Here is a 20468-nt window from a genome sequence, read left to right on the forward strand (position 1 = left end):
GTCGATATGACTTATGGACGGTTAGCTCAGCTGGTAGAGCATCTGCTTGACGTGCAGGAGGTCACAGGTTCGAGTCCTGTACCGTCCACCAAACAGTTCGTACTCGAACCCGATTCTTTACGAAAAAGGGTTCGGGTACGTTTTTTGTTTATCGGAAGTTCTGCGGAAGGACTACTCGGAACGGTAAACGAGCAAAGGCAGGGGATCACTATGACGGTGGTATCCTGCCTTTTGCTTTGAGGAATCAAGTTCGCTTTGTGCGAACTTGGTTGTCACCCTATATGGCTCACTGGGGGCAATCGCTGCGTACGTGCGTACCGGGAGCCTGTACACCTCTGGCAAGGTGTAACACACTAGACTTTCTGCCAAAGTCTGTGTGCCAAGGGGCAGGGGCTGCGCCCCTTTGGAATTCCTGCGGCGCGTGTACGCACGTACGCAGAAAAATGACAAAATTTCACTATATCAGGGTATTCTTTTCTTGGTAGGTGTGATATACTCGGCTTAGTTCAACAAATCGAAAGTTGACAAAGGAGTTGAACTGATATGAAAAAGAAAATCATCATATTGCTGTCTGTTGTTATAATTCTTTTGATGGGCATTGTTGTATGGTTTAATATTCCACTCGACTTGATGGACTTAGACCCTAATGAGGTTATGGAAATAGTTGTTTTCAATGGCAATAGCGGAAACGCAACACATATTACCGACAAAGAGCAGATTCAGCATATTGTCGAAAATTTGAATGGCGTCGAAGTAAAGCGGTCAAAGCCATCTTTGGGATATATGGGATATAGTTTCAAAGTTACTATTTATTTGTCTGATGGCAACGAGGCAGGCGATTGGAATAATTTTATTATCAATTCAGATGATACAATTAGAAAAGATCCATTTTTCTATTCTATTACAAAGGGAAATATTGATTACAGCTATATTGAAGGTATCGTAGAATAACAAAAATTCCCGTTTGCCGTACTCGTTTCCAGCAGGGTCTGGGGCAGGCACGCCCCAACAAGAACACTTCAAAACGCGGGAGCGTTGCAGAAGTGCAGTCCCGGAAGGGCACAACATTTTCAAGAATTGAAAATTTGTGGCCACGGGACGATTCTTGCTCTCCCCTTTTTCGCTGCGTTTCGTAATTTTCACATTTCAATCTGCTCGCAGATTGTTGACAAGCTGCGCTTAACTCGATACTATAAAGGCAACCCGAACATACTGTCAAGGAGGTGCAACCATGACCGCCGTAATCTACGCCCGCTATTCTTCCGACAGCCAGCGCGAAGCGTCCATTGAAGGGCAGCTGCGCGACTGCAAGGACTACGCCGAGAAGAACGGTATCACCGTGGTCGGCACCTACATCGACCGTGCCTACTCCGCCAAGACGGATGACCGCCCGGACTTCCAGAGGATGATTAAGGACAGCGCAAAGAAAATCTTCGATGTAGTTCTGGTCTGGAAGCTCGACCGCTTTGCCCGGAATCGGTTCGATGCCGTGAACTACAAGTACCAGCTGGAAAAGAACGGCGTCCATCTGGTGTCTGCCATGGAACCCATTTCGCAGGGGCCTGAAGGCATTATGGTGGAGAGTATGCTTATCGGCATGGCGGAATACTATTCCGCCGAACTTGCCCTGAAAGTAGCGCGCGGTGAGCGCGAAAATGCCCTCCAGTGCAAGTACAACGGCGGTATCGTTCCGCTGGGCTTCACCATTGGCAAGGAGGACAGACTGTACCATATCGACCCGGAGACGGCTCCCATTGTGCAGGAGATTTTTACCCGGTACGCCAACGGCGAGCCTGCCGAGAAGATCGCAGCATCCCTGAACGAGCGAGGGCTGCGCACCCGTACCGGCAAGCCTTTTGTCAAGAACAGCTTCTTCCAGATTTTCCGGAACCGCCGTTACATAGGTGAATACCGATATAAGGACATCGTGACACCGGGCGGCATTCCGGCCATCGTGGACGAGGACTTGTTCGACCGGGTGCAGCAGCGTTTCGAGCAAAACAGGATTGCCCATGGTCGACCCGCAAAAGAGGATGTGAGCTATCTGCTGACCACCAAGCTGTTCTGCGGCAAGTGCGGCACCCTGATGGGCGGCGAGAGCGGCACCAGCCACATGGGAAACACCTACTATTACTACAAGTGCGGCAACGCCAAACGCCACGGCAAGGCGCACTGCGACCTGAAAGCTATCCGCAAAGAGCCGTTGGAACGGTTCGTGGTGGAGACTGCCATTAAGGTGATTTTCAGCGATGAAATCATCGAACAGCTGATAGATTTGATTATGGAAGCCCAGCAGCAGGAGAACACCCGACTGCCTGTTTTGAAAGACCAGCTCCGGGATACAGAGAAGCGGCTGGCAAACCTTCTGGAAGCCATTGAACAGGGCATCCTGACCCCGACCACCAAGCAGCGGCTGGACGAACTGGAAGCCCGGAAAGAAGCTCTGAACACCAGCATTCTGGAAGAAGAGCTGAAAAAGCCCGTCCTGACCCGCGAGTGGATGCGGTTCTGGTTTGAAAAATTCCGCAAGGGTGACATGAGAGACATGGAGCACCAGCGGCAGATCATTGATACCTTTGTCAACTCGGTCTACGTCTTTGACGACCGGGTCGTGCTCAATTTCAACTTCACGGACGATTCCAAAACCATCTCCCGTGAAGAGGTGTTGGGTTCGAGTGCTGTGGAGAATGCTCCACCAAACGTAAGGCCGTTTACCTGAAAAGGTAAGCGGCTTTTTCTTGTACCTACGTGATTTTTGATATGCAAAAGTGAAGCGGATTCACTTTTGCATATTGATAATGAAACGTGTGGGAGGCCCCCTTTTCAGTCGTTTGTAGCAAGTTTGTAGCAGATCTGTAGCAAAATTCGGAGAGGAACGGCAAAATGGCTCCGGAAACCCGATTTTTGCAGATTTTTGGGTATAAAATTTTATCCTCAAATTTTGTACAGAATGACGACGGTGCTTTTCATTCGGATTCTGATGCCGTATAATAAAGAAAAAGATCATGGATGAAAGGAGAAATCGCTGTGCGCTACACCATCCGGCATTTTGATTTGCCACTGCTTACCTTTGAAGCAAACATGGACAGTGCAGATACTGACCTCCATATTATAAAGGTTTACGAAGAAAACAGTTCCTTTCTACCTTTGAACCTGACTGTATCAGAAGATGGCGTAGAACGCTGGCTGCGGCATCGCACAATTCCGAAGAACCGAGCGTATGTAGATGCTCTGCTCTCCAAGGTGGGGCTTTCTTTGAATCGTCCGCTGGGAATTATCACCGTCTGCAAAGGACTTTCACTCAATGATTGCTTTTGGGTAGATGCAGAGGGCTCCGGTGACACCTTTGAAAAAGTAAATCTTTACGATAACCGATTCAGTCAGGTGCTGGCAGCAATCGCCTTTACAGGATATGGCAGCAGCATACGAACTTCGCTTGCGTCCTGCCCGGAGTTCTCGACCAACGGGATGCTGCCAAAATGCTGGCGCAGACAAAACGGAAAAATCTATCTTTATAAAGGTGGCACGTCAGGGTTCAGTAATCTGGGATTTGAACCGTACTCGGAAATGTATGCTTATCAAGTTGCACAGGTGATGGGCGTGAATGCGATTCGCTACACCCTGACAAAAGATCTGAAAAAGACGCTTTGTTCCAAGTGTGAGCTGTTCACCAGCAAAGAGTATTCTTATATTCCCATCGGACAGCTTGTGTCCAAAGGTGGAATAAAAGCAATTTTTGCGTATTATCAGACGTTAGGTCAGAACTTTGTGGATGCACTGGAAGATATGCTGGTCTTTGATGCAATCATCTGCAATACAGACCGCCACTATGGAAACTTTGGCGTGCTGGTAGACAATAAAACCAACACGATTGCGGCACCTGCACCGCTGTTTGACCACGGAAACTCGCTGTTCAGTCTGGGCGGAACGGATCTTTGGGACAACCAGAAAGCATTTGATGAATATGCCCGCACACTGCTTCCGCTTGCATACGATGATTTCTTTGCAGCTGCAAAGAGTGCAATGAAACCTCGTCACCGTGCAATGCTCCATAAGCTGCTGGATTTCCATTTTGACCGCAGAGCGACACGTTATAATCTGCCGCCAAATCGCTTGAAGATGATCGAAAAAGAGGTACAGCGCAGAGCAAGAGTGCTTTTAGGGTAAAGGAAATCGCCAAACGTGAGAGATTTTTCTCTCATGCATTGGCGATTTTTTGTATATCTGAAGCCGTCACACCGTGCCAGTTCATCGTGCTGAGGGCATTGACATATTCCTGCGAGACTTCCTTGTTGGGAATCCTGAAAATATCATTGTATTCATTTATACTCTAATCCATCAGAAAGTACAAGAACGGGTTGATCAAAGCGAAAAGAAAACATCTTGTGTTGTGCATAGCGTAATTCTCATATAAAGCTCTTGCATGTATACTCCTACGGGAGTATAATTGGAGCAAGGAGGTGGTTCTGTGGAAAAAATAATTTATCACGGTTCGGATCATATTATTGAAAAGCCAAAGTTCGGCTATGGCAAGCCCTACAATGACTATGGCATCGGCTTTTACTGCACTCAGAACCCCAACATGGCCAAAGAGTGGGGCGTTGGCATCGACCACAATGGCTACGCTAACCGGTATAAAATCGAATGCGACGGTTTGACCATTCTGGATTTGAACGCTCCCGGTTACACGATGCTGCATTGGCTGACGATTCTTTTGGAGAACCGCGAATTCGATACTTCTGCCCCGCTGGCCGCAGAAGCCAAAGAATACCTGATGAACACTTTTCGCCTCGACTATAAGTCTGCTGATATCATCATTGGCTACAGGGCAGATGACAGCTATTTTTCCTTTGCATCCGATTTTATCAACGGCGCAATCTCTTACCGCCAGTTGTGCAATGCCATGCGCTTGGGCAAGCTGGGGCAGCAGTTCGTGCTGAAAAGCAAAGCGGCCTTTGAACAGCTGGAATTTCTCGGCTATGAGACCGCAGACTCTAAAGAATGGTATAAGAAAAAGGCCTTCCGTGACCAGACAGCCCGCCGCCAATATTTTGACGTGGAGCGCAACCGCCGTCAGAGGGGAGACCTTTATATTACCACGATTCTCGACGAGGAGATGAAGCCCAATGATCCACGCTTACGATAAAAGCTATCTTTCTGCTGCACAGAAAAATCTTGCCCGGATGTTGGATTATCTTGTCAACGATCTGCATTATCCGTTGGAGACGGCATGGCAGTGGTTTGTGACCAGTGAACTGTCTGCCCGGTTCGAGCAGGGGGATTGTTCTGTGTTGGTGGGCTTGTCCGGTGTAGAACTTGCCCGCGCTGTACTGGAGCAGGCGGGCGAAGTCGTGCCTATGCAGAAACCCTCGTATGCCTACGACCGCAGCCCGGAATACTGGACAGGCTGGGCTCTTTCCTATTACCAGTGGCTGACCAGTCTGCGTTTTGCGGAGATTGAACAAGCAGTGTCTATCACGAAAGTGCGGCTGCTGTATACGCCCTACCACGAGATGGATGTACGGCAGTTTGCAGACAAGATGAACGAGTTGTACCGTGCGGCAAAGCCGGAAACAAACCTGAAAGCCATGCGCACATTGGCCGGATTGAGCCAATCGGAACTGGCAGGACAGGCTGATGTGTCTGTGCGTACCATCCAGCAGTACGAACAGCGACAGAAGGACATCAACAAAGCACAAGCAGAAACGCTGCTTCGCCTTGCGCGTGCGCTGAATTGCAACGTGGAGGATCTGATGGAGAAAGTTCCACCGCTGAATTTTAAATAAGAATGAAGCGATGAGACCTGACACAGATTGTGCAAACAAAAAAGAAAGCTGCCATCCATGAGAGAAAAATTCTCACGGATCGGCAGCTTTTCTCTTTGAAGTTGTTATGCCTTCGTTGTGGTCAGAACTTCATCATTGACCAGCTGATTGGCCTTATCAAATGCTTCGATCATCTGGGTCGCTTTCGGATGGAGATAGACTTCATCTAACGTTTTGGATTTGGGCGTGTGCCCGACAGCGCGTTTCAGGATATCCTTGTTGACGCCTGCGCGGTCACAAAGGCTGGCGTAGGTATGGCGGGTGGTGTAGGGCGTATAGGTGGCAAGCTTCCCGGCAAACTCCGGTTTGCGCTTACCATTTTCGTCGTAAGGATTCGGCTGGATGCCGATTTCCTCCAGGAAAGGATAGAATTTGCGGTTACGCCAGTTCTTTTCATTCCAGAAACCGCCTTTTCCATTGGGAAAGAGCGGACCATTTTCCACAGAGGTGGCATACGCATGTTCAAAAACCGGAATGCCAAAGTCGAGAATGGGAATGATGCGGTTGCGTCCGGCCTCGGTCTTGCAGCCGCCGATCAGATAAGCACCGGATTCCGTGCGGTGAAAATCTTCGTGTTTGAAGTGCAGCAGCTCATAGATACGCACTCCGCAGGCCAGAAGAGCAATTACCATCTGCCCGGTGGGCGTGTTCTTTTGGCTCAGGATCAGCGTCACCTGTTCGTCCGTGAAAATCTCGCGTTCCGGAGATTTGCGTCCTTCGACTTTCAGGACAGATGCAAGGTTGGCATCCACGACACGCCAGCCAATGGCTGTGCGATACAGCTTACTGATAAGAGTACGCTCTTTTTCCAACATACTTTGAGACAGGCCGTTATCGGCCATCTTGTCTAAGATGTTTTGAAAGTCCTGCGCATAGAGGGCGGCAATTTTGAAGTGCCACAGCGGACGGAGATATTTCCACGCAATGTCATAGAGCTCGCGAGCCTTATCGGACCGGCCCTTATATTCACGGGACTCTTTGAACATCCGGAAGCAGTCCTGCAGGGTAGAGTCCTGATAGGGTGTAGCCGGACGCTTCATCATTTCGGCGCGTACCGCCTCGGCTTCTTCACGGGTGACGTAGGTGCCAACAGCCTTCATGACTGTAATTCCGGTGTGAGGATCAGGGATTGGCATTCGGAGCAGCCATGGCTTCCGGCGTGTTCCGGACATTCGTGTGATGCTGCCATTGCCAGACGAGGCTTTCAGCCGGGGAGATTCTCGCTTGGCCGGAACGGCAGGTGGAGCTACTGCACCTGGGGATGGCGCTGTGCCAACGGGATGACCGCAGGCAGAGCAGAATTTAGCGGTATCTGAGATTTGATGACCGCAATTTTCACAGAACATAGATCTGAACCTCCTATTGCTTTGAACTTGCTTCAAAAATGCCCCCGGCATCAAGGTGACGCCGGGAGCAGACGGTCGGATTAGTTGCGGGTGCGGGAGAGCTGGTAATCCAGGCTCTGTTCAGCCGTGAGCCCCTTCTGGATAAAATGTACCAAATTCGGGTAAAAGATGTAGATACGTGATCCGTTCGGTACGTGACTTATGTAACCGGCGGCTACGAGATTGCGGAGACTGTGGTATGTTATATCATAACCTTCGCTCCGTGCACGACGTGCGGCACCTGTTAGTGTAAGAAAATCCTGCGGCTTATTAACCATAATTTTTCTCTCCTTTCGTAAAATGATGGAAAGCACAGGCGGCTTCAAAGTAAGAATATCTTTCTCAGATATAGGACTCTTAAAGGGCGATTAAGGGTACCAGGGAAGATCTGGCATTTTTGAGAAGTCATAACGCTCCAAAGAATGTAAATCAGGTTGTACCACCTCATATTGGACGTTTAAAGGGGGGCTGACATAGCCACAGTTAAAAAATAGACTCTGGTCACGCAGCGTGATAGCACTACAATCGATGTATCCACAATCGCCGGAGTGGCAACATGGAGGCGCTGTAAAATAGATGGCGGGCCTCATAGTTGATAGCAGATCAGAATACTCTAGGGAGACAGGATCGTTAAAAAATCCATCTGGGATGTTCATGACAAATCCTCCTTAAAAATGATTGACAAGCGAAGCATTTAAAGCTTTACTTATATTACAAGAACACTTGGTTATAAATTTCTGCCTTTGAATGCTGGCAATGGAATCAGGTGCTCGATTTCGACAATGAAGCCGATGCAATATCTTCCAGATGACTGATGTTCACACAAATAGGAGCGCGAGTTGGTTTGGAGTCTTCTCCAATATAGATAGGGCCTTGAAAAACGCACTGCCCAACCTCCAGATTCCGTAAAAGGTCAGAAATCTCAGCCCGATGCTGTGGAGATGCGAGAAGCTCGGCATAATACTTTACTTCTAGGAGAGCAGGGTGAAAGAGAAGTTTGTGGTTTGCTTGGCAGAGCATTGTTCTTTCGGACGCGTTAAACTCACGGATACTCTGGCTGGCAAGGATCACATTCAGAGAGTATTTTCTTCCTTCTGTCAGGATTTTGCCAAGATAACAGTCCTTGTCGATGGAGAGGTTCTGCATCTCATCTATGTAGATGTAGCGTGGCGGTTGTCCTCCCTGCGATGCAGTGCGGAACTCGTCAAAAAGAAGTAAGTCAACAATCACGTTCTTGAAGAGGGGCGGAAACTTGCTTAGGCCGATGTTTTCGATGCCGAAAGAATGGTTGACAGGTTGATGCCTGAAAATATTGTGCCGCAGAAGCGGCGCAAGATGAGCGGCTGCATTTCTTGACGCTTTCGTGCCAAATCCCTCAAGGGTTTTATGAACTGCTGGAAAAATATCTGGATTATTATCACGGTCGGAAATCGCATGTTCAAGAGCTTCCGAGAGGGCAGCTGTTGAAGAACAGCTTAATCTGAGGTGATTAGCTATAATATTGGAAAGCGTATAACTTAAATCTGCAGGTGATTCCATAGTTCCATCCGCATAGTGCAGTGGCTCAAAAAGCGTTGTTGGAATGGGCGTGTTGTATGCATCAATTTGTGAGGACAGATGTTCAAATGACTTTCTGAAAATTGGAAAGAGATGTTCCGGGGCAGAGGAGTTATGAATATCGATGCTGCGGACGCTATAGCTCTGATTGGCCTTTTGCAGCACGATACTTTGGGCAGCAACACTCTTTCCGTAGCCGGATTCACCGAGGATAACATAAGAGTCGTTATCCTGTCCGGGGATGCTTTTCGTGAAAACGGATAGCTCTTGGCCTCCTTCGCAGTACTTTCCTATGTAGGTTTGTGATAGCATTGGCATAATAATCAAACTCCTTTTGTTTTTTAGACTTCAACAAGGTCACGACTTCCGGGTTGATGCAGGGTGCTTCTTAGAAGTGTCCGAAAGCGAAAATCCTTTGACTCGTTTGGTGCAAGGGTGAGAGTTTTTGAGACTGATCCAGAAAGGACACCCACCGTTTTTAGACGACTGAGCACATCGGACGGCATATAGGACGATAGATGTGCTTTGATGATCTTTTTCAAAAGGGCAGTCGATGTATAATAATAGGTATCATCATAGAGAATCTCCTTTTGACAGTCAAAGCTGATATCGACATCTTCGAGTGAACGAAAACAAATCATATTGCTTCGCCGGGCTGCATAGAGTGCGTTTCGGAAAGGTGTAAGGATGTTGCCATCGTTGATTCTTTCCCAGTAGCGAGTGTATGTTTCAAGGTATTCGTCACAGCGGACGGAAAGCGTTTGTGGAGGCACTTGCATGGAGTAATGCCACTTTACAACATCAGCTATCATAGATAGTGCTGCGATTTCCCGTTGTACAGAACAATCTTCGCCAAGATCATCGAAGACTTTGGTAAAAGAACGTTCCACTGTCGAATTGAATGCATTGGCGTTATTCATAATTGAATTTATTAGCCCACCGATAGAATCAATCGAATTTGTAGCTTCATAAGGATCGATAAAATCTTGTATTGGTAGACAAAAGGTTCGCTGACGTGGGGTAAGATTGGACGAAACAATCATATATAGAGGGTGCTTCTGGTTGCTTTGCATAGAATTCATCAGCGCTTGATAGTTTTTGTCCCGACTATAGGCACTGGAAGACTCATTGAAGTTGATGTTTTCAGAACGAATCCATACAATGGGACGGTCACGCAAGCTTTCTAGTGCTTTTTTGAATAGGTAGGGTGTGCTATCAATGCATGAATCTGTGTACAGATACAAAACAGAATATACGGCATTTTTAATACAGTTTTAGTGGGCATAGGCGGTCATAAAATCAGAAATGGTAGTGCACAGTTTGTGATTGGTGGTGCCCTCGCCATCCAAGGGCGCGATCTCACAAGGGATGCCCCGGCACTCGTCATCATGCCGAACATCGTAGGCGTACAGACCATCCGGAATGGTATCTCTCTTGATGCGGATGCTGGTGAACAGCGCAGGCTTTCCGCAAACCGTGATCTCTTCGTAGTGTTCGGTCATTGCATGAAAGGTCATAATCTGTCCTCCTTAGATTTCAATGATAAAAGCTCTGAATTTCTCTTTGTAGAAATCCATTGTACTCTGCGGCAGGGAAGTCAGATTCCCTTCGTTGTCACATCCGGCCAGAAATCCCGGCCCGGCAAGAACATCGGCTCCATCCCACAGCGGACGATTGAGCGGCAGGCCAAGCAGCTTGCCTTCATCATTGCAGACCAGTGTGACCTCTGAACTGGTATCACTCAATGTGATGCATTCAATCAGCCCGCCTACAAAGTTCTGCATGGCTTCAAGGGTGTTGTCCAGTTCGATCTCCTTTGGCAACTCCATTGGCAGGAGCGCAAGGACTTTGATTTTTTCTTCTTTCATTGTGTGCCTCCAAATAAAAACAGGACAGCCCACACGGACTGTCCTGCAAAAGTAAAGGGAGCATCCGAAGATACTCCCTAAGTGAATAATTATTTTTCCTTACCATACAGCGTTTCTTGAAGAATGCGATGCCATAGCAGAGGATGTCATCATAGTCATCCCGGAAGTCCGCCGCATACATCCGGTCATTGATCTGCTGAATAGCAGTATCACAGGCATCCGGCAGAGCATCCAGAGTTTTTGCATACTTGGCTTCAAAAATTGCCACACGACCATTGCGGATATCCTTTACAATAACATCGCTGCGTCCTTCGCCATGCTCTTTGTTGGATTCTACCACATAGCCAGCACCAGTAAAGATGCCTGCAAGGAAAGCGTGGTAAAAATCCTCCCGATAGTCATGGTAGCTGATAGTCATACGCAGCAGCTTGGTCATCTCTTTTGTCAGAGCTTCGTTGTTTCCGCTCCAGACTGCATCAAACAACGGGCTGCGGTTCCATGCCTTTGCACTGTCGTCAAACCATTTGCTTACAGTGGTTTCAAAAATTTCCCGAATCTCTGCATTGGGAATCATCAACGCAGAGCAGCCATCCGGCAGCGAATCCGGCAAATCTTTATCACGCACTTTGGTCAGATAGCCTGTCAGATACAGCACACTCCAAAGATTTTCCTCAGAGGAGTGTAGATAATCGTAGGTCAGGTTTTCTTCAATATGCTGAACAATAGAGCCGCCAGCCATCAGAGTTTCAAGCTTTGTGGTGATATTGTCGCCTGCATAGTCGATGAAAGAACGGATGATGGCGTTATCACTGGTGTTTTTCCAATAGCTTTTCGGCTTCTGTGCTACACCATACTGGAAATCCCGCAGATAACTGATTACGTCCCACGGACAATAAATGTCTGCATCGCCAAAATGATAACCGTCGTACCATGCCTTGATTTCAGCAGACTGCGATTCAAGATCAGCATCTTTCAGCATTTGATCTACATCTGCCTGTGTAAAACCAAAGGATTCGCTCAACCGGGGAGAAAGAATCGTATCCGAAACAAAATTGTTCGTCCCGGTAAAAATGCTTTCTTTGGCAATTTTCAGACAGCCGGTAACAACAGCAAAGTCGAGCGAAGTATTGTCTTTGAGCGTGGTGCTCATCATAGCCCGCATCACGTCCAGCATCTGCGAATAATAGCCGTTGCTGCTGGCTTTTGCAATGGGAACATCATACTCATCCAGGATGACGACCGCCGATTTTTTGAAGTGGATTTCCAGCATCCGGGTCAATAGCAAAAAGCAGCTTTTGGTTTCATCTATGGATGCAGTGCGTCCCAGAATTCGCTTAAAGATGCCTTTGTCATCGTCAGAAATAGCAGCGTCATCCAAAAGAAACTGATAATCCTGAAATGCAAATGCCAGTTTCATGCGCAGCATTCCATAGGCGCTTTCAAAGGTCAGACCGTCCGTGTCCTTGAAAGAGAAAAAGACCACAGGACACTGATTCATCCATTTTTTGCAAAGCTCTGTATTTTTGGAGATTGCCAATCCCTCAAACAGTTGCTTGCTGTCTTTGCGGATATCCAGAAAATTTGCGAGAGTGCTCATACCAAGGGATTTTCCGAAACGGCGAGGACGAGTGATCAATGTTACTTCAGCGATACCACCGCTAAGAAGTTCAGAAATCAGATTGGTCTTGTCGATATAATAATACCCGCCTTCTCGAATCTTTTCAAAATTCGAGATTCCAACAGGAAACTGCAAATCTTTCATGCAATGCTCCTTTCCGCTCACAGAGGAGAGCTTTCAGAACTCACTACTGTAAGTGTACCATGAAATATAGAATCATACAAGAATCAAGTGACATCGAAATAGAGCAGTTTTATTATGCTACGTTCAATCTGGTGGCTTTGTAGCAGTCAGCGCACATTCCCTCATGGGTGGCTGCAAACTCTGCCGCCTGCATGATAGAACCGTCCTTCAGCTTGACTCTCTTGATGGGCTGGTTGCACCGGGCACAGATGCAGGGCACAGGCGGCTGTTCCTGCTTCTGGCTGGTGGATTTCGGTTTCGGCTGCTTTTGCGGCTCTGCCTCCGGCTGTGGTGCAGCATCTTCCGGCAAATCCTCTCCGGCATAAACGTACAGGCCCAGACCAAACATAGCCAGGTTCTTTACCAAGCACCGCATGATGGCCTTATTCACATCGAACATGGATGCTGCTTCTACAGTGCGCTCTTCCATGCCGACCTTTTCACGGCGGCGGGTCTGAGGATTGTAGTCCCATTTCGGGGTGGTATAGGTGTAAGGCACAGCTTTCATGGCTTTGTTTGCGCCATCCAGTACAGGCAGCCACATTTCGTGCGAAACGCCCTCAATCGTGACTGAGGTGTACACCATGAAGCCGGTGATGGGATCATAAACATAGGGCAGGCCGTTGAATTTCTTGACCTCATAGCTGGCAGAAGGATACAGCTTTTTCACCTCCGCCCAGGCATACGCCCAGCTTACATATTTCAGTTCCGTGTTGCCGGACTTTTTGACTTCCAGATGATCTTTGAAGTCAATAGCAAATAATTTTACGAATGGATTTTCCATAAGAATGCCTCCAATTTTGATAAAGAAAAAAGGGCACAACAGCGTCAACTGTTGTGCCCCATGATGTGAAAATTACGGATTGAGCAGAAAATCAATGATGTTTCGATGAATGATTCCGTTTCGGCTTAAATTCGCCAAATCACCACTGATAACATACTTAGGATAGTTGTCGTGCAGCCGCTCAAGATTACCGAACTCCCGTTCTTCATCGGCGGGAGTGATCAGGTAAGCAACCTGAATATAGAGCTTTTCATCTCCACGGTAGCAGATAAAATCAATTTCGGTGTCGTCCAGCTTGCCGACCTGAACTTCATAGCCACGGCTCCGCATTTCCAGATATACGATGTTCTCATACAGCTTGTTGCTGTCAAGCTGCAGTGTTTCACGGGCATCCTGTACGCGAAGCAGAACATTTTCGGTGTGGCGTGCAGTCCAGCTGCGCTTTGCGGTATTCAGCGCGAGGTTCAGTGTGTTCTGGCAGACTACACGGATCGGAGTCATGGCCACTTTCACACCAGAACTTCCGTCATGACTGTTGAAGATCACAAGATATGGTTCTACCTGATCTCCAGCGATAAGATATTTCCTCGGAAGTCTTGCCAGCATCCAAACCTTCTTGCCGCCCTGCAAAGAACCGGCAGTTTCGTAAGTAACACCTTCACCCAGCAGGTCATCGGTGAACTGGAATGCTTCCTCATTCTGGACAATGCGGTAGCGATCAGATACCACGCCCAGAACAGCATCATCGGTGCTGCGGACATTTGCGCGATAGCCGGGGATCATAGCACCCGTGCCGGAATAGATATTACGGCTTTCCACCTGCCAATCCAGACCGGCCAGTTCCAAGGCTTCACGGCTTGCAGGGGCATCCATAATGATACGGCCAAGGCCGTGCCAAGGGGTCTCACGGACAGAGAACATCGTTTCAACATTTGCGGGCATAGTAAAATCTCCTTTTCAGTGTACTGTGATCAATTGTTGTTTTCCATTTCTTCAGCGATGCGGACGAGGACTTCCACCAGGACGGTGCCAACCTCTTTGACGATTTCGGACCAAAAGTTCATAATGCTTTCTCTTTTCTGCGCAGCTGCGCTTTAAAATACGATGGTAATAATGATAGTGATGGTGCGGAATAACAAAATGCTCACCTCCAGACATAAAAAAGCCCCTGAGTCTTTCGACTCAGAGGCTTTGAATCATGATTATTATATCTGGGTGAAAAATGGGAATTTGAGAAAGTTATAGATTGAAATTTTACTACATACAGTAGAAAATAATGTGTTAGTCGAATAATTAGATTTGGGTAAGATTATCATCGACAGTTGCAGCCGTTGCAACACCATTGGTAGATACAGATGCCGTATCAGGTAATGCAGGGATTGCCGGAACCGGGAGCGTTCCCATTGCAGGAGTATCATGTGTCTGCTGCGGAACAAGTACTTCTGGATAAGTAGGCATAGGTCTTGCCGTTTAGTTCCAGAAGCCCTCGTCCCGGCCAGCCACACACAGAAATATTACTCCTGATATGGTAAAGCCCACAGACCGGATTTTATATCCAGCTTGTGGGCTTTGCTTATTTTCAGCTATCCTGTTTTACGCAAACATTGCATCTAGCTCTTTATCGGTAAACATTTTAGACTGCTTCAGCAAACTTTTAACGCACTCTCGGAATGCTTCTTTGTTCACCGTTTTCAACGCAGTATCCTTGTACACCAGCGTGATAACACAATGTAGCTGCTGGATAAGGTCAACGGCAGAGAGCTGTGCATAGGTGTTCCCATCTACAAGCTGTATCCGAACATCCCGGAAACGCGACCAATCCTGTCCGTACTGGCAGATGTACTGCTGAATCGTATTCCGCATGACATCTATGTTGCCAGATTCCATTGCCATCCGCGCCTGCTTGCATTTTTTCTCAGCCGTGTCAGCAATCGCGTGTGTCAGCTTTGCGGCTTTGACAACGCACTTTTCAAATTGTTCTACCTTATCAGTGTATTGCGATTGAATTTTGATGTACTGTAGTTGGTTGTTGTCCATAGCACAACCCTCCTTTCTGGTTGGTATTATTATACCACAATTTTCCAATGTTATCTACATGGATTTTCCGGCAATTTCTCAAATAATTCGACGTAATATCACTTTATATTTGATTTCTGTTATAAAAAATGGAGCGCACAGTTGTAAACTGTACGCCCCATTTTAGGTTATTTAGCGATTCTTGTCAGACTGCGAGAGAACGCTGCCCACAAGAGTTTTGGTCGTGCTGCTGTATTTCGGGCTATTCGAAGCTGCCGATGCAACGCCTTCCATTTTCTTTCCCGTCTGATGACCGCTCTTTGCCTGCGAAAGTGCACTTTTCACCGCAAGCTCTTTCCGCTGCCGGTAGTCCTTGCACTTCACCCACGACTTAAACTCCTGCCGGGTGCTTTCCCCGGCAGCAATCATTTTGCGGAGTGCTTGTTCGGTCATGGTGGGGCTCCTTTCTTAAAAGAGCCATTCACTCTTTTTAATTTTTTAGGCAGTAGTGATATTCTTTGTTATTACTCCAATATTTATCAGATTTTCAATACAGTCAACCATTTGCTTTGCGGTTGTATTTTCGGGAGAGAAGCCAACACTAAGAACATATTGCGGATTTTTTCCATCAAAACTCTTATCGTATATAGTGAATGCAACATCTGTATTGCAAAAATGATAGGTTCCCATATGTTCGCTGTCCGGGAGCAATAAATCTGGATTTTTATATGCGATTGCGGACAAAGTTTCTTTTGAGGTAACATAGCCATATGGCGCATTTGGCAAGAAGCGAAGATACGAACAATTTTTAATTCCAGAAGCAATGATTAGCGATTTAAACAGTTCAAAAGAATCTTCAAAAGAAAACATCGACATATTGATTTTCAAATCATCTGAGCCATCTGTTCTTGGTTTTGAACTAGCAGGAATCTGAATAATTCTCAGTCCATTTACAAGAACGCTATAAATGGTATGGTTAAACCTTCTATCAATGGAAATTTTATAATCATTCTCCTTCAAATAGTCCTGCATCGCATCGAATGCAGTTTGTATTTCTGCACGGCCTCCATAATTTTCAGGATGATTTTTGTTTGCAGAAACGATATAATCCGCAGAAGTGAATATATCATTAAACTGTGGTATTGGCTCTTTCTTTTCGATAGTAGTGTCTAAAATTTGAAAGTCCTTTTCGTTAAACATAGTCTCGAAATTCAAATCAAAATTTTTATTTATTACTGTCACAAAGTTATTTAGACTTTCACCAGAAGTAATATTAAATCCTTGTAAGAGACTAAGTGGCGGCTTAATAGAGCCGATATCCACACCAACACCAACCGGAATCACATCAATACCTTTTGAATATGCAAATCCAGCTTCAAAATAAATCCATCCTGATTCAATAGAAGTCGGTGTGACAAACACAAACATGATTTTCGCGTTGTTTAATCCTTCCTCTATTTTATGAACCCAGTTGTTACCAAATGGAATACTTTGGCCATCACTAGACATGAAAATTTGAATAACACCACTGGTAATTTTCATGAGTTTCTCTTTAATGGGAAGAATTGCATCTCTGTCCTTTGAAGAATGGCTAAAAAAGATTGTAGGCTTTTCCATAATTTTCACCTCACTCCATCACTCTAATCGTACTCTCAATAAACGCAATCTCATCTTCCGTCAGCTCATACTTCTTGTACAACTTTTCGTCCGTCCATTCTTCCGCAAAGTTCTGTACAGGAACAAACATAAAGCACCCGCGTGTTATCATAATAGAAGATGTCGCCTGCATAATAAGGAATCGTGCAAACCTTGTCTTGAGATAGGAATACAAGCCAGCGGCTTCCGCTTCTGTATCATAACTGTTCACAACGATATATGTTTCGCTACATACCTCTTTGGGACCCAACATCTCAAGAATCGACAAAATTCGAGATTGACCATTCTTGTCTGCCTTTCCACCATGCTCATACAAAACTCTGGAAACAATTACCTTCCACTTATCAATGAGCTCTGTTCCGCCGGTAACTTTATCGCTAGAAATCGGTCCTTTTCCACCATTCCAACGCAAAGTGAGGTCACCATTTTCGTCAGGGCGGGCAAATGTCCGCAGGCCAAACGTTTTTTGACTGCTGACAAATGTATCAAGCGTTTGCTCTTTTCTTCTTGCAACCTTATCAATAATTGAAATTGCCGCATTAGAACGAACCAAAATTGGGAACTCGTTTAGATAGCGCTTTACGCTGTGTGCAATTTGACTTTCGGCATTTGTCACCGTACAAGGACCATCATAGTCTTTATCCCACAGAAAGTAACAAATACCGCCCGAAATATCAACGCCTGGGAAGCAATAATCCGAACTCGCATAATCATAAAGCACACGCATTCTGGTGTCATTCATAATATTTGCGCGAAAATCATCCAATCCTCGACCACCAGAATACCAACGAGAAGGCATAATCATAGAAGCATAATGCGGCTCAATAGTTGTCGCAAGTTCTACAAACCTCTGGTACACTGGCATTGCACTAGCGTTGTTGCCACCGTCCGCAATTTGATAAGGCGGGTTTCCTACGATTGCATCAAAAGTCATTGGTTCTCCGTTCTTTCTCCAGGTTTCTGGCTTTTCCAGCTTCTTTGTCAGCCGTTGCTTTCCACGACATCTCCTTCTGGATGTTGAAAACATCCTTCCTGCCAAACCACTGCTCATCCACCAGATTGTTCTGTGCGTTGCAGATCCAACTGGGGGTAAACACCTCTGCTTTGTCACGGGTGCGGTTGGTCTGGTGCTCCAGTGCTTTTTCCACTCTGGGCTGGATCAGACTGTCCTGTTCGCCTGTAACCAGTTCCGGCAGGATTTCTTTTTGAAGCTGTATGGTTCGCCCAGTTCAGCGTAATCATCGGTTGCCCAGATGATGTTTTTCTTGGTGGTCTTGTCCTGAAGCAAAATCTCAAGGAGAGTGCGTTCATGGTCCAAAAGTTCCTGCTTCAACAGGTCAATTCCTGCAATGCTGAACATCCGCCGCCCTCCCTTCAATTTGTTGATGGTACTATAATAACACACCTTTCGGGGTTTGTGAATGTTTTACAAGAAAGCCGTCCATCCATGCCTGCTTTTTGCCGTTCCCTCTTGAAACCAAAATCGCATTCTGTTCAGCGATGCAATCGCGCAGCCTGCATCGGTACGGTGCAGTTCAAGGGTTTGGGTGTTCCCAACAAGTATTTTGCAAAGCAAAATAAGCAGATGTATATACGTCTGCATTGCTTGCTACAACAATGCGTCCTTTCAGTCCGTATTCAGCCAATTTTAGCTCTAGTTAAACATGAGAGCTATCAGGAAGAAAATCATAGCAATACCAACGAGCCAAGGGATGATTTTCTCTTGATGGAACTCCCTGAATCCAAAAGATCTTATAAGCAGAACACCCAATAGACCGATGATGCACCATGCAGTAACGGTAAGACAGATATCGTACATTGTTCCTTATGCATTCATGAGTGTGGTGCTAAAGATTTATGGCAGTGGCACATTGCTTTTATACAAATAAAAGTGTACAATAATAACAACTTTGCAAGCAATCCCCTTCAAGGAATCAACTGGAACATGGGTGGAGACTGTACCTGTTAAGCGGAATTGTTTGAATGAATTCAATTCAACATAAAAGACAGTTGCTCATTTGTGAGTAGGAGGAATATATGATGTTTGATTGTGGTTTACAGAATATTTTCCGGCTGAAAAACGGACAGTCCCGTTCCATCAACTGGGAAAACCGGAACGGAGAAAAAGGAAAAGGCGGCATGGCATCCAGCGATCTTGGTCCGTCCAGAAAAGGTTCCCCGTGTATCCCGAAAATAGAAGCAGGAGAGACCGTAACACTTGGTGAGATCCAGGGAGAAGGCATGATTCAGCACATCTGGATCACCGTTACAGACCGTACCAGTGAACGTAACCGTTATGTTCTGCGGGATCTTGTTCTGCGCATGTACTGGGACGATGAAGAATTTCCATCCGTTGAATGCCCGCTTGGCGATTTCTTCTGCTGCGGCTTCGGTGTTTCCTACCAGGTAAACTCAGTCCCGATTGCTGTCAATCCGACCCGTGGTTTCAACAGCTATTTCCCGATGCCGTTCCGTAAAAACGCCCGTATTACCATTGAAAATCAGTGTGATGAGCCGATTCCGGCCTTCTTTTATCAGATCGACTATTGCCTGACAACGGTTCCGGAGGATGCTGCCTATTTCCATGCCCAGTGGCGTCGTCAGCGCATAACGGAAAAGGCAAAAGACTACGTTGTCCTCGACAACATCAAAGGGAAAGGCCAGTACGTTGGAACTTATCTTGCGCTTACCAGCCTCGAACGCTACTGGTACGGAGAGGGTGAGATGAAATTCTACATCGATGGAGACAAGGATTATCCAACCATTTGCGGAACGGGAACAGAAGATTACTTCGGCGGTGCCTGGAGCTTTGCAACACAGCAAAATGGCCAAACCGTTGAAAATCAGTACTGTACTCCGTATCTTGGCTATCCTTACTACTCTAGCCACGATACCTTCCTTCATAATGATTACCACAATGATGATCAGATGCCACAACGCAGCTTCTACCGCTGGCACCTTCTTGATCCTATCCTTTTTGAGAAGGACCTTAAGGTAACTCTGCAGCAGATTGGTGTCAGCCACGGAGGTCTTTTTGAACGTCAGGATGATGTCGCTACCACAGCTTACTGGTACCAGACGCATCCTCATGTACCATTCGCGCCACTCATGTCCAGAAAAGAGCGCTGGCCAAGATGATTTTTGACGCTTTTCCTATTTTATATGTTTCATGACTTTGCATACTCTGTGCATGATTTCAAATTCTGTTCTTGCGGATTGTGTGCAGTCGATGGCGGGCATGAGTGTCTCCGTAGATGCGGAAATCCAGAAGACTGGGAAGAATTATCTGAAGCGCAAAGCGTAGATGATTGAAAATTAAGCTGAACACGATTTTCAAAGTCGAAGTTCAGCGGCAAGCAAAAAGCTCTTGGCCTTTAATAAAGAGGCCAAGAGCTTTTTACATCTTGTTTTGGAACATAAAAGAAGGTACAATGGTAGAAAAGAAAACGTGCATCAGTCAAATAAGGTGGTGGAGGCGATGGGCGTACATTATGCACACGGAAAGATGTGTAGCACATGTGAGTACAGTTGGTGAGTGTAAAATTTATTTTGAAGATTTCATGCCCTACGGTCTGG

At 46.4% G+C, this 20468-nt stretch carries 20 protein-coding genes and 1 tRNA gene; 7 read left to right on the plus strand and 14 right to left on the minus strand.

Annotation, left to right across the window (positions count from 1 at the left end; translation table 11 throughout):
• The first annotated feature begins 15 nt into the window (after positions 1–15).
• The 6 genes from PXT33_RS12780 (at position 16) to PXT33_RS12805 (ending at position 5786) form a co-directional block, all read left to right on the plus strand.
• Positions 16–91 (plus strand) — tRNA-Val (locus tag PXT33_RS12780).
• Positions 92–543: 452 nt separating this feature from the next.
• Complete coding sequence (locus tag PXT33_RS12785) at positions 544–951, plus strand: hypothetical protein (RefSeq protein ID WP_332376733.1); 408 nt, start codon at positions 544–546, stop codon at positions 949–951.
• A 280-nt stretch (positions 952–1231) separates the two neighbouring features.
• Complete coding sequence (locus PXT33_RS12790) at positions 1232–2719, plus strand: recombinase family protein (protein ID WP_217296563.1); 1488 nt, start codon at positions 1232–1234, stop codon at positions 2717–2719.
• 308 nt (positions 2720–3027) lie between these two features.
• Entirely contained in the window at positions 3028–4167 is a 1140-nt protein-coding gene (locus PXT33_RS12795; RefSeq protein WP_332376734.1) for an XRE family transcriptional regulator, read from the plus strand.
• Between the two features lie 301 nt (positions 4168–4468).
• Positions 4469–5146 (plus strand): DUF3990 domain-containing protein, encoded by a 678-nt coding sequence (locus PXT33_RS12800; RefSeq protein WP_332376735.1) that lies wholly within the window; start codon positions 4469–4471, stop codon positions 5144–5146.
• Positions 5127–5786: a helix-turn-helix domain-containing protein gene (locus tag PXT33_RS12805; RefSeq protein WP_291015482.1), complete on the plus strand. Its 660-nt coding sequence runs from the start codon at positions 5127–5129 to the stop codon at positions 5784–5786. Before PXT33_RS12800 ends, PXT33_RS12805 begins: the two co-directional genes overlap by 20 nt.
• A 104-nt stretch (positions 5787–5890) precedes the next feature.
• Here the strand turns inward: PXT33_RS12805 and PXT33_RS12810 are convergent, their stop codons facing one another.
• The 14 genes from PXT33_RS12810 to PXT33_RS12875 form a co-directional block, all read right to left on the minus strand.
• The gene (locus tag PXT33_RS12810; protein WP_173012886.1) at positions 5891–7171 is read right to left on the minus strand and encodes a zinc-ribbon domain-containing protein; all 1281 of its coding nucleotides are present in this window, start codon (positions 7169–7171) and stop codon (positions 5891–5893) included.
• Positions 7172–7972: 801 nt separating this feature from the next.
• Entirely contained in the window at positions 7973–9085 is a 1113-nt protein-coding gene (locus PXT33_RS12815) for a hypothetical protein (protein WP_291015479.1), read from the minus strand.
• 23 nt (positions 9086–9108) lie between these two features.
• Complete coding sequence (locus tag PXT33_RS12820; protein ID WP_291015477.1) at positions 9109–9945, minus strand: hypothetical protein; 837 nt, start codon at positions 9943–9945, stop codon at positions 9109–9111.
• 96 nt (positions 9946–10041) lie between these two features.
• Positions 10042–10284, minus strand: a complete 243-nt coding sequence (locus PXT33_RS12825) for an LPD28 domain-containing protein (protein WP_332376736.1) — start codon at positions 10282–10284, stop codon at positions 10042–10044.
• 12 nt (positions 10285–10296) lie between these two features.
• Positions 10297–10635 (minus strand): DUF3846 domain-containing protein, encoded by a 339-nt coding sequence (locus PXT33_RS12830; RefSeq protein ID WP_332376737.1) that lies wholly within the window; start codon positions 10633–10635, stop codon positions 10297–10299.
• Positions 10556–12397, minus strand: a complete 1842-nt coding sequence (locus PXT33_RS12835; protein WP_347070364.1) for an AAA family ATPase — start codon at positions 12395–12397, stop codon at positions 10556–10558. Before PXT33_RS12835 ends, PXT33_RS12830 begins: the two co-directional genes overlap by 80 nt.
• Positions 12398–12509: 112 nt before the next feature.
• Positions 12510–13220, minus strand: coding sequence for a DUF1071 domain-containing protein (locus PXT33_RS12840; RefSeq protein ID WP_332376739.1), 711 nt, complete (start codon positions 13218–13220; stop codon positions 12510–12512).
• A 72-nt stretch (positions 13221–13292) separates the two neighbouring features.
• Complete coding sequence (locus tag PXT33_RS12845; RefSeq protein ID WP_298637516.1) at positions 13293–14162, minus strand: DUF932 domain-containing protein; 870 nt, start codon at positions 14160–14162, stop codon at positions 13293–13295.
• Positions 14163–14813: 651 nt separating this feature from the next.
• Positions 14814–15257 carry a hypothetical protein gene (locus PXT33_RS12850; protein ID WP_298637517.1) on the minus strand — a complete coding sequence of 148 codons (444 nt, stop codon included), beginning with the start codon at positions 15255–15257 and terminating at the stop codon, positions 14814–14816.
• Positions 15258–15428: 171 nt separating this feature from the next.
• On the minus strand, positions 15429–15689 hold the full coding sequence (locus PXT33_RS12855; RefSeq protein ID WP_120079926.1) for a hypothetical protein: 261 nt from the start codon (positions 15687–15689) through the stop codon (positions 15429–15431).
• A 45-nt stretch (positions 15690–15734) separates the two neighbouring features.
• Positions 15735–16853 (minus strand): toll/interleukin-1 receptor domain-containing protein, encoded by a 1119-nt coding sequence (locus tag PXT33_RS12860; protein ID WP_120079928.1) that lies wholly within the window; start codon positions 16851–16853, stop codon positions 15735–15737.
• A 10-nt stretch (positions 16854–16863) separates the two neighbouring features.
• A complete protein-coding gene (locus PXT33_RS12865; RefSeq protein WP_298637518.1) occupies positions 16864–17826 on the minus strand; it encodes an Eco57I restriction-modification methylase domain-containing protein in 963 nt (320 codons plus the stop codon).
• The gene (locus PXT33_RS12870) at positions 17816–18040 is read right to left on the minus strand and encodes a hypothetical protein (RefSeq protein WP_347070365.1); all 225 of its coding nucleotides are present in this window, start codon (positions 18038–18040) and stop codon (positions 17816–17818) included. Before PXT33_RS12870 ends, PXT33_RS12865 begins: the two co-directional genes overlap by 11 nt.
• Before the next feature lie 11 nt (positions 18041–18051).
• Complete coding sequence (locus tag PXT33_RS12875) at positions 18052–18252, minus strand: hypothetical protein (protein WP_347070366.1); 201 nt, start codon at positions 18250–18252, stop codon at positions 18052–18054.
• 677 nt (positions 18253–18929) lie between these two features.
• Here PXT33_RS12875 and PXT33_RS12880 point away from each other — a divergent pair.
• Entirely contained in the window at positions 18930–20030 is a 1101-nt protein-coding gene (locus tag PXT33_RS12880; protein WP_005934096.1) for a glycoside hydrolase family 172 protein, read from the plus strand.
• Positions 20031–20468 lie beyond the last annotated feature (438 nt).

Origin of the sequence: Faecalibacterium taiwanense, from assembly GCF_036632915.2 — a bacterium.
Classification (GTDB): Bacteria; Bacillota; Clostridia; order Oscillospirales; family Ruminococcaceae; genus Faecalibacterium; species Faecalibacterium taiwanense.

Coding starts and splice junctions, on each gene's coding strand:
- PXT33_RS12845 (WP_298637516.1), bottom strand. CDS start 14,162: ATGCCCGCAAATGTTGAAACGATGTTCTCTGTCCGTGAGACCCCTTGG.
- PXT33_RS12810 (WP_173012886.1), bottom strand. CDS start 7,171: ATGTTCTGTGAAAATTGCGGTCATCAAATCTCAGATACCGCTAAATTC.
- PXT33_RS12785 (WP_332376733.1), top strand. CDS start 544: ATGAAAAAGAAAATCATCATATTGCTGTCTGTTGTTATAATTCTTTTG.
- PXT33_RS12815 (WP_291015479.1), bottom strand. CDS start 9,085: ATGCCAATGCTATCACAAACCTACATAGGAAAGTACTGCGAAGGAGGC.
- PXT33_RS12825 (WP_332376736.1), bottom strand. CDS start 10,284: ATGACCTTTCATGCAATGACCGAACACTACGAAGAGATCACGGTTTGC.
- PXT33_RS12835 (WP_347070364.1), bottom strand. CDS start 12,397: ATGAAAGATTTGCAGTTTCCTGTTGGAATCTCGAATTTTGAAAAGATT.
- PXT33_RS12855 (WP_120079926.1), bottom strand. CDS start 15,689: ATGACCGAACAAGCACTCCGCAAAATGATTGCTGCCGGGGAAAGCACC.
- PXT33_RS12860 (WP_120079928.1), bottom strand. CDS start 16,853: ATGGAAAAGCCTACAATCTTTTTTAGCCATTCTTCAAAGGACAGAGAT.
- PXT33_RS12880 (WP_005934096.1), top strand. CDS start 18,930: ATGATGTTTGATTGTGGTTTACAGAATATTTTCCGGCTGAAAAACGGA.
- PXT33_RS12875 (WP_347070366.1), bottom strand. CDS start 18,252: ATGTTCAGCATTGCAGGAATTGACCTGTTGAAGCAGGAACTTTTGGAC.
- PXT33_RS12840 (WP_332376739.1), bottom strand. CDS start 13,220: ATGGAAAATCCATTCGTAAAATTATTTGCTATTGACTTCAAAGATCAT.
- PXT33_RS12790 (WP_217296563.1), top strand. CDS start 1,232: ATGACCGCCGTAATCTACGCCCGCTATTCTTCCGACAGCCAGCGCGAA.
- PXT33_RS12830 (WP_332376737.1), bottom strand. CDS start 10,635: ATGAAAGAAGAAAAAATCAAAGTCCTTGCGCTCCTGCCAATGGAGTTG.
- PXT33_RS12850 (WP_298637517.1), bottom strand. CDS start 15,257: ATGGACAACAACCAACTACAGTACATCAAAATTCAATCGCAATACACT.
- PXT33_RS12865 (WP_298637518.1), bottom strand. CDS start 17,826: ATGACTTTTGATGCAATCGTAGGAAACCCGCCTTATCAAATTGCGGAC.
- PXT33_RS12805 (WP_291015482.1), top strand. CDS start 5,127: ATGATCCACGCTTACGATAAAAGCTATCTTTCTGCTGCACAGAAAAAT.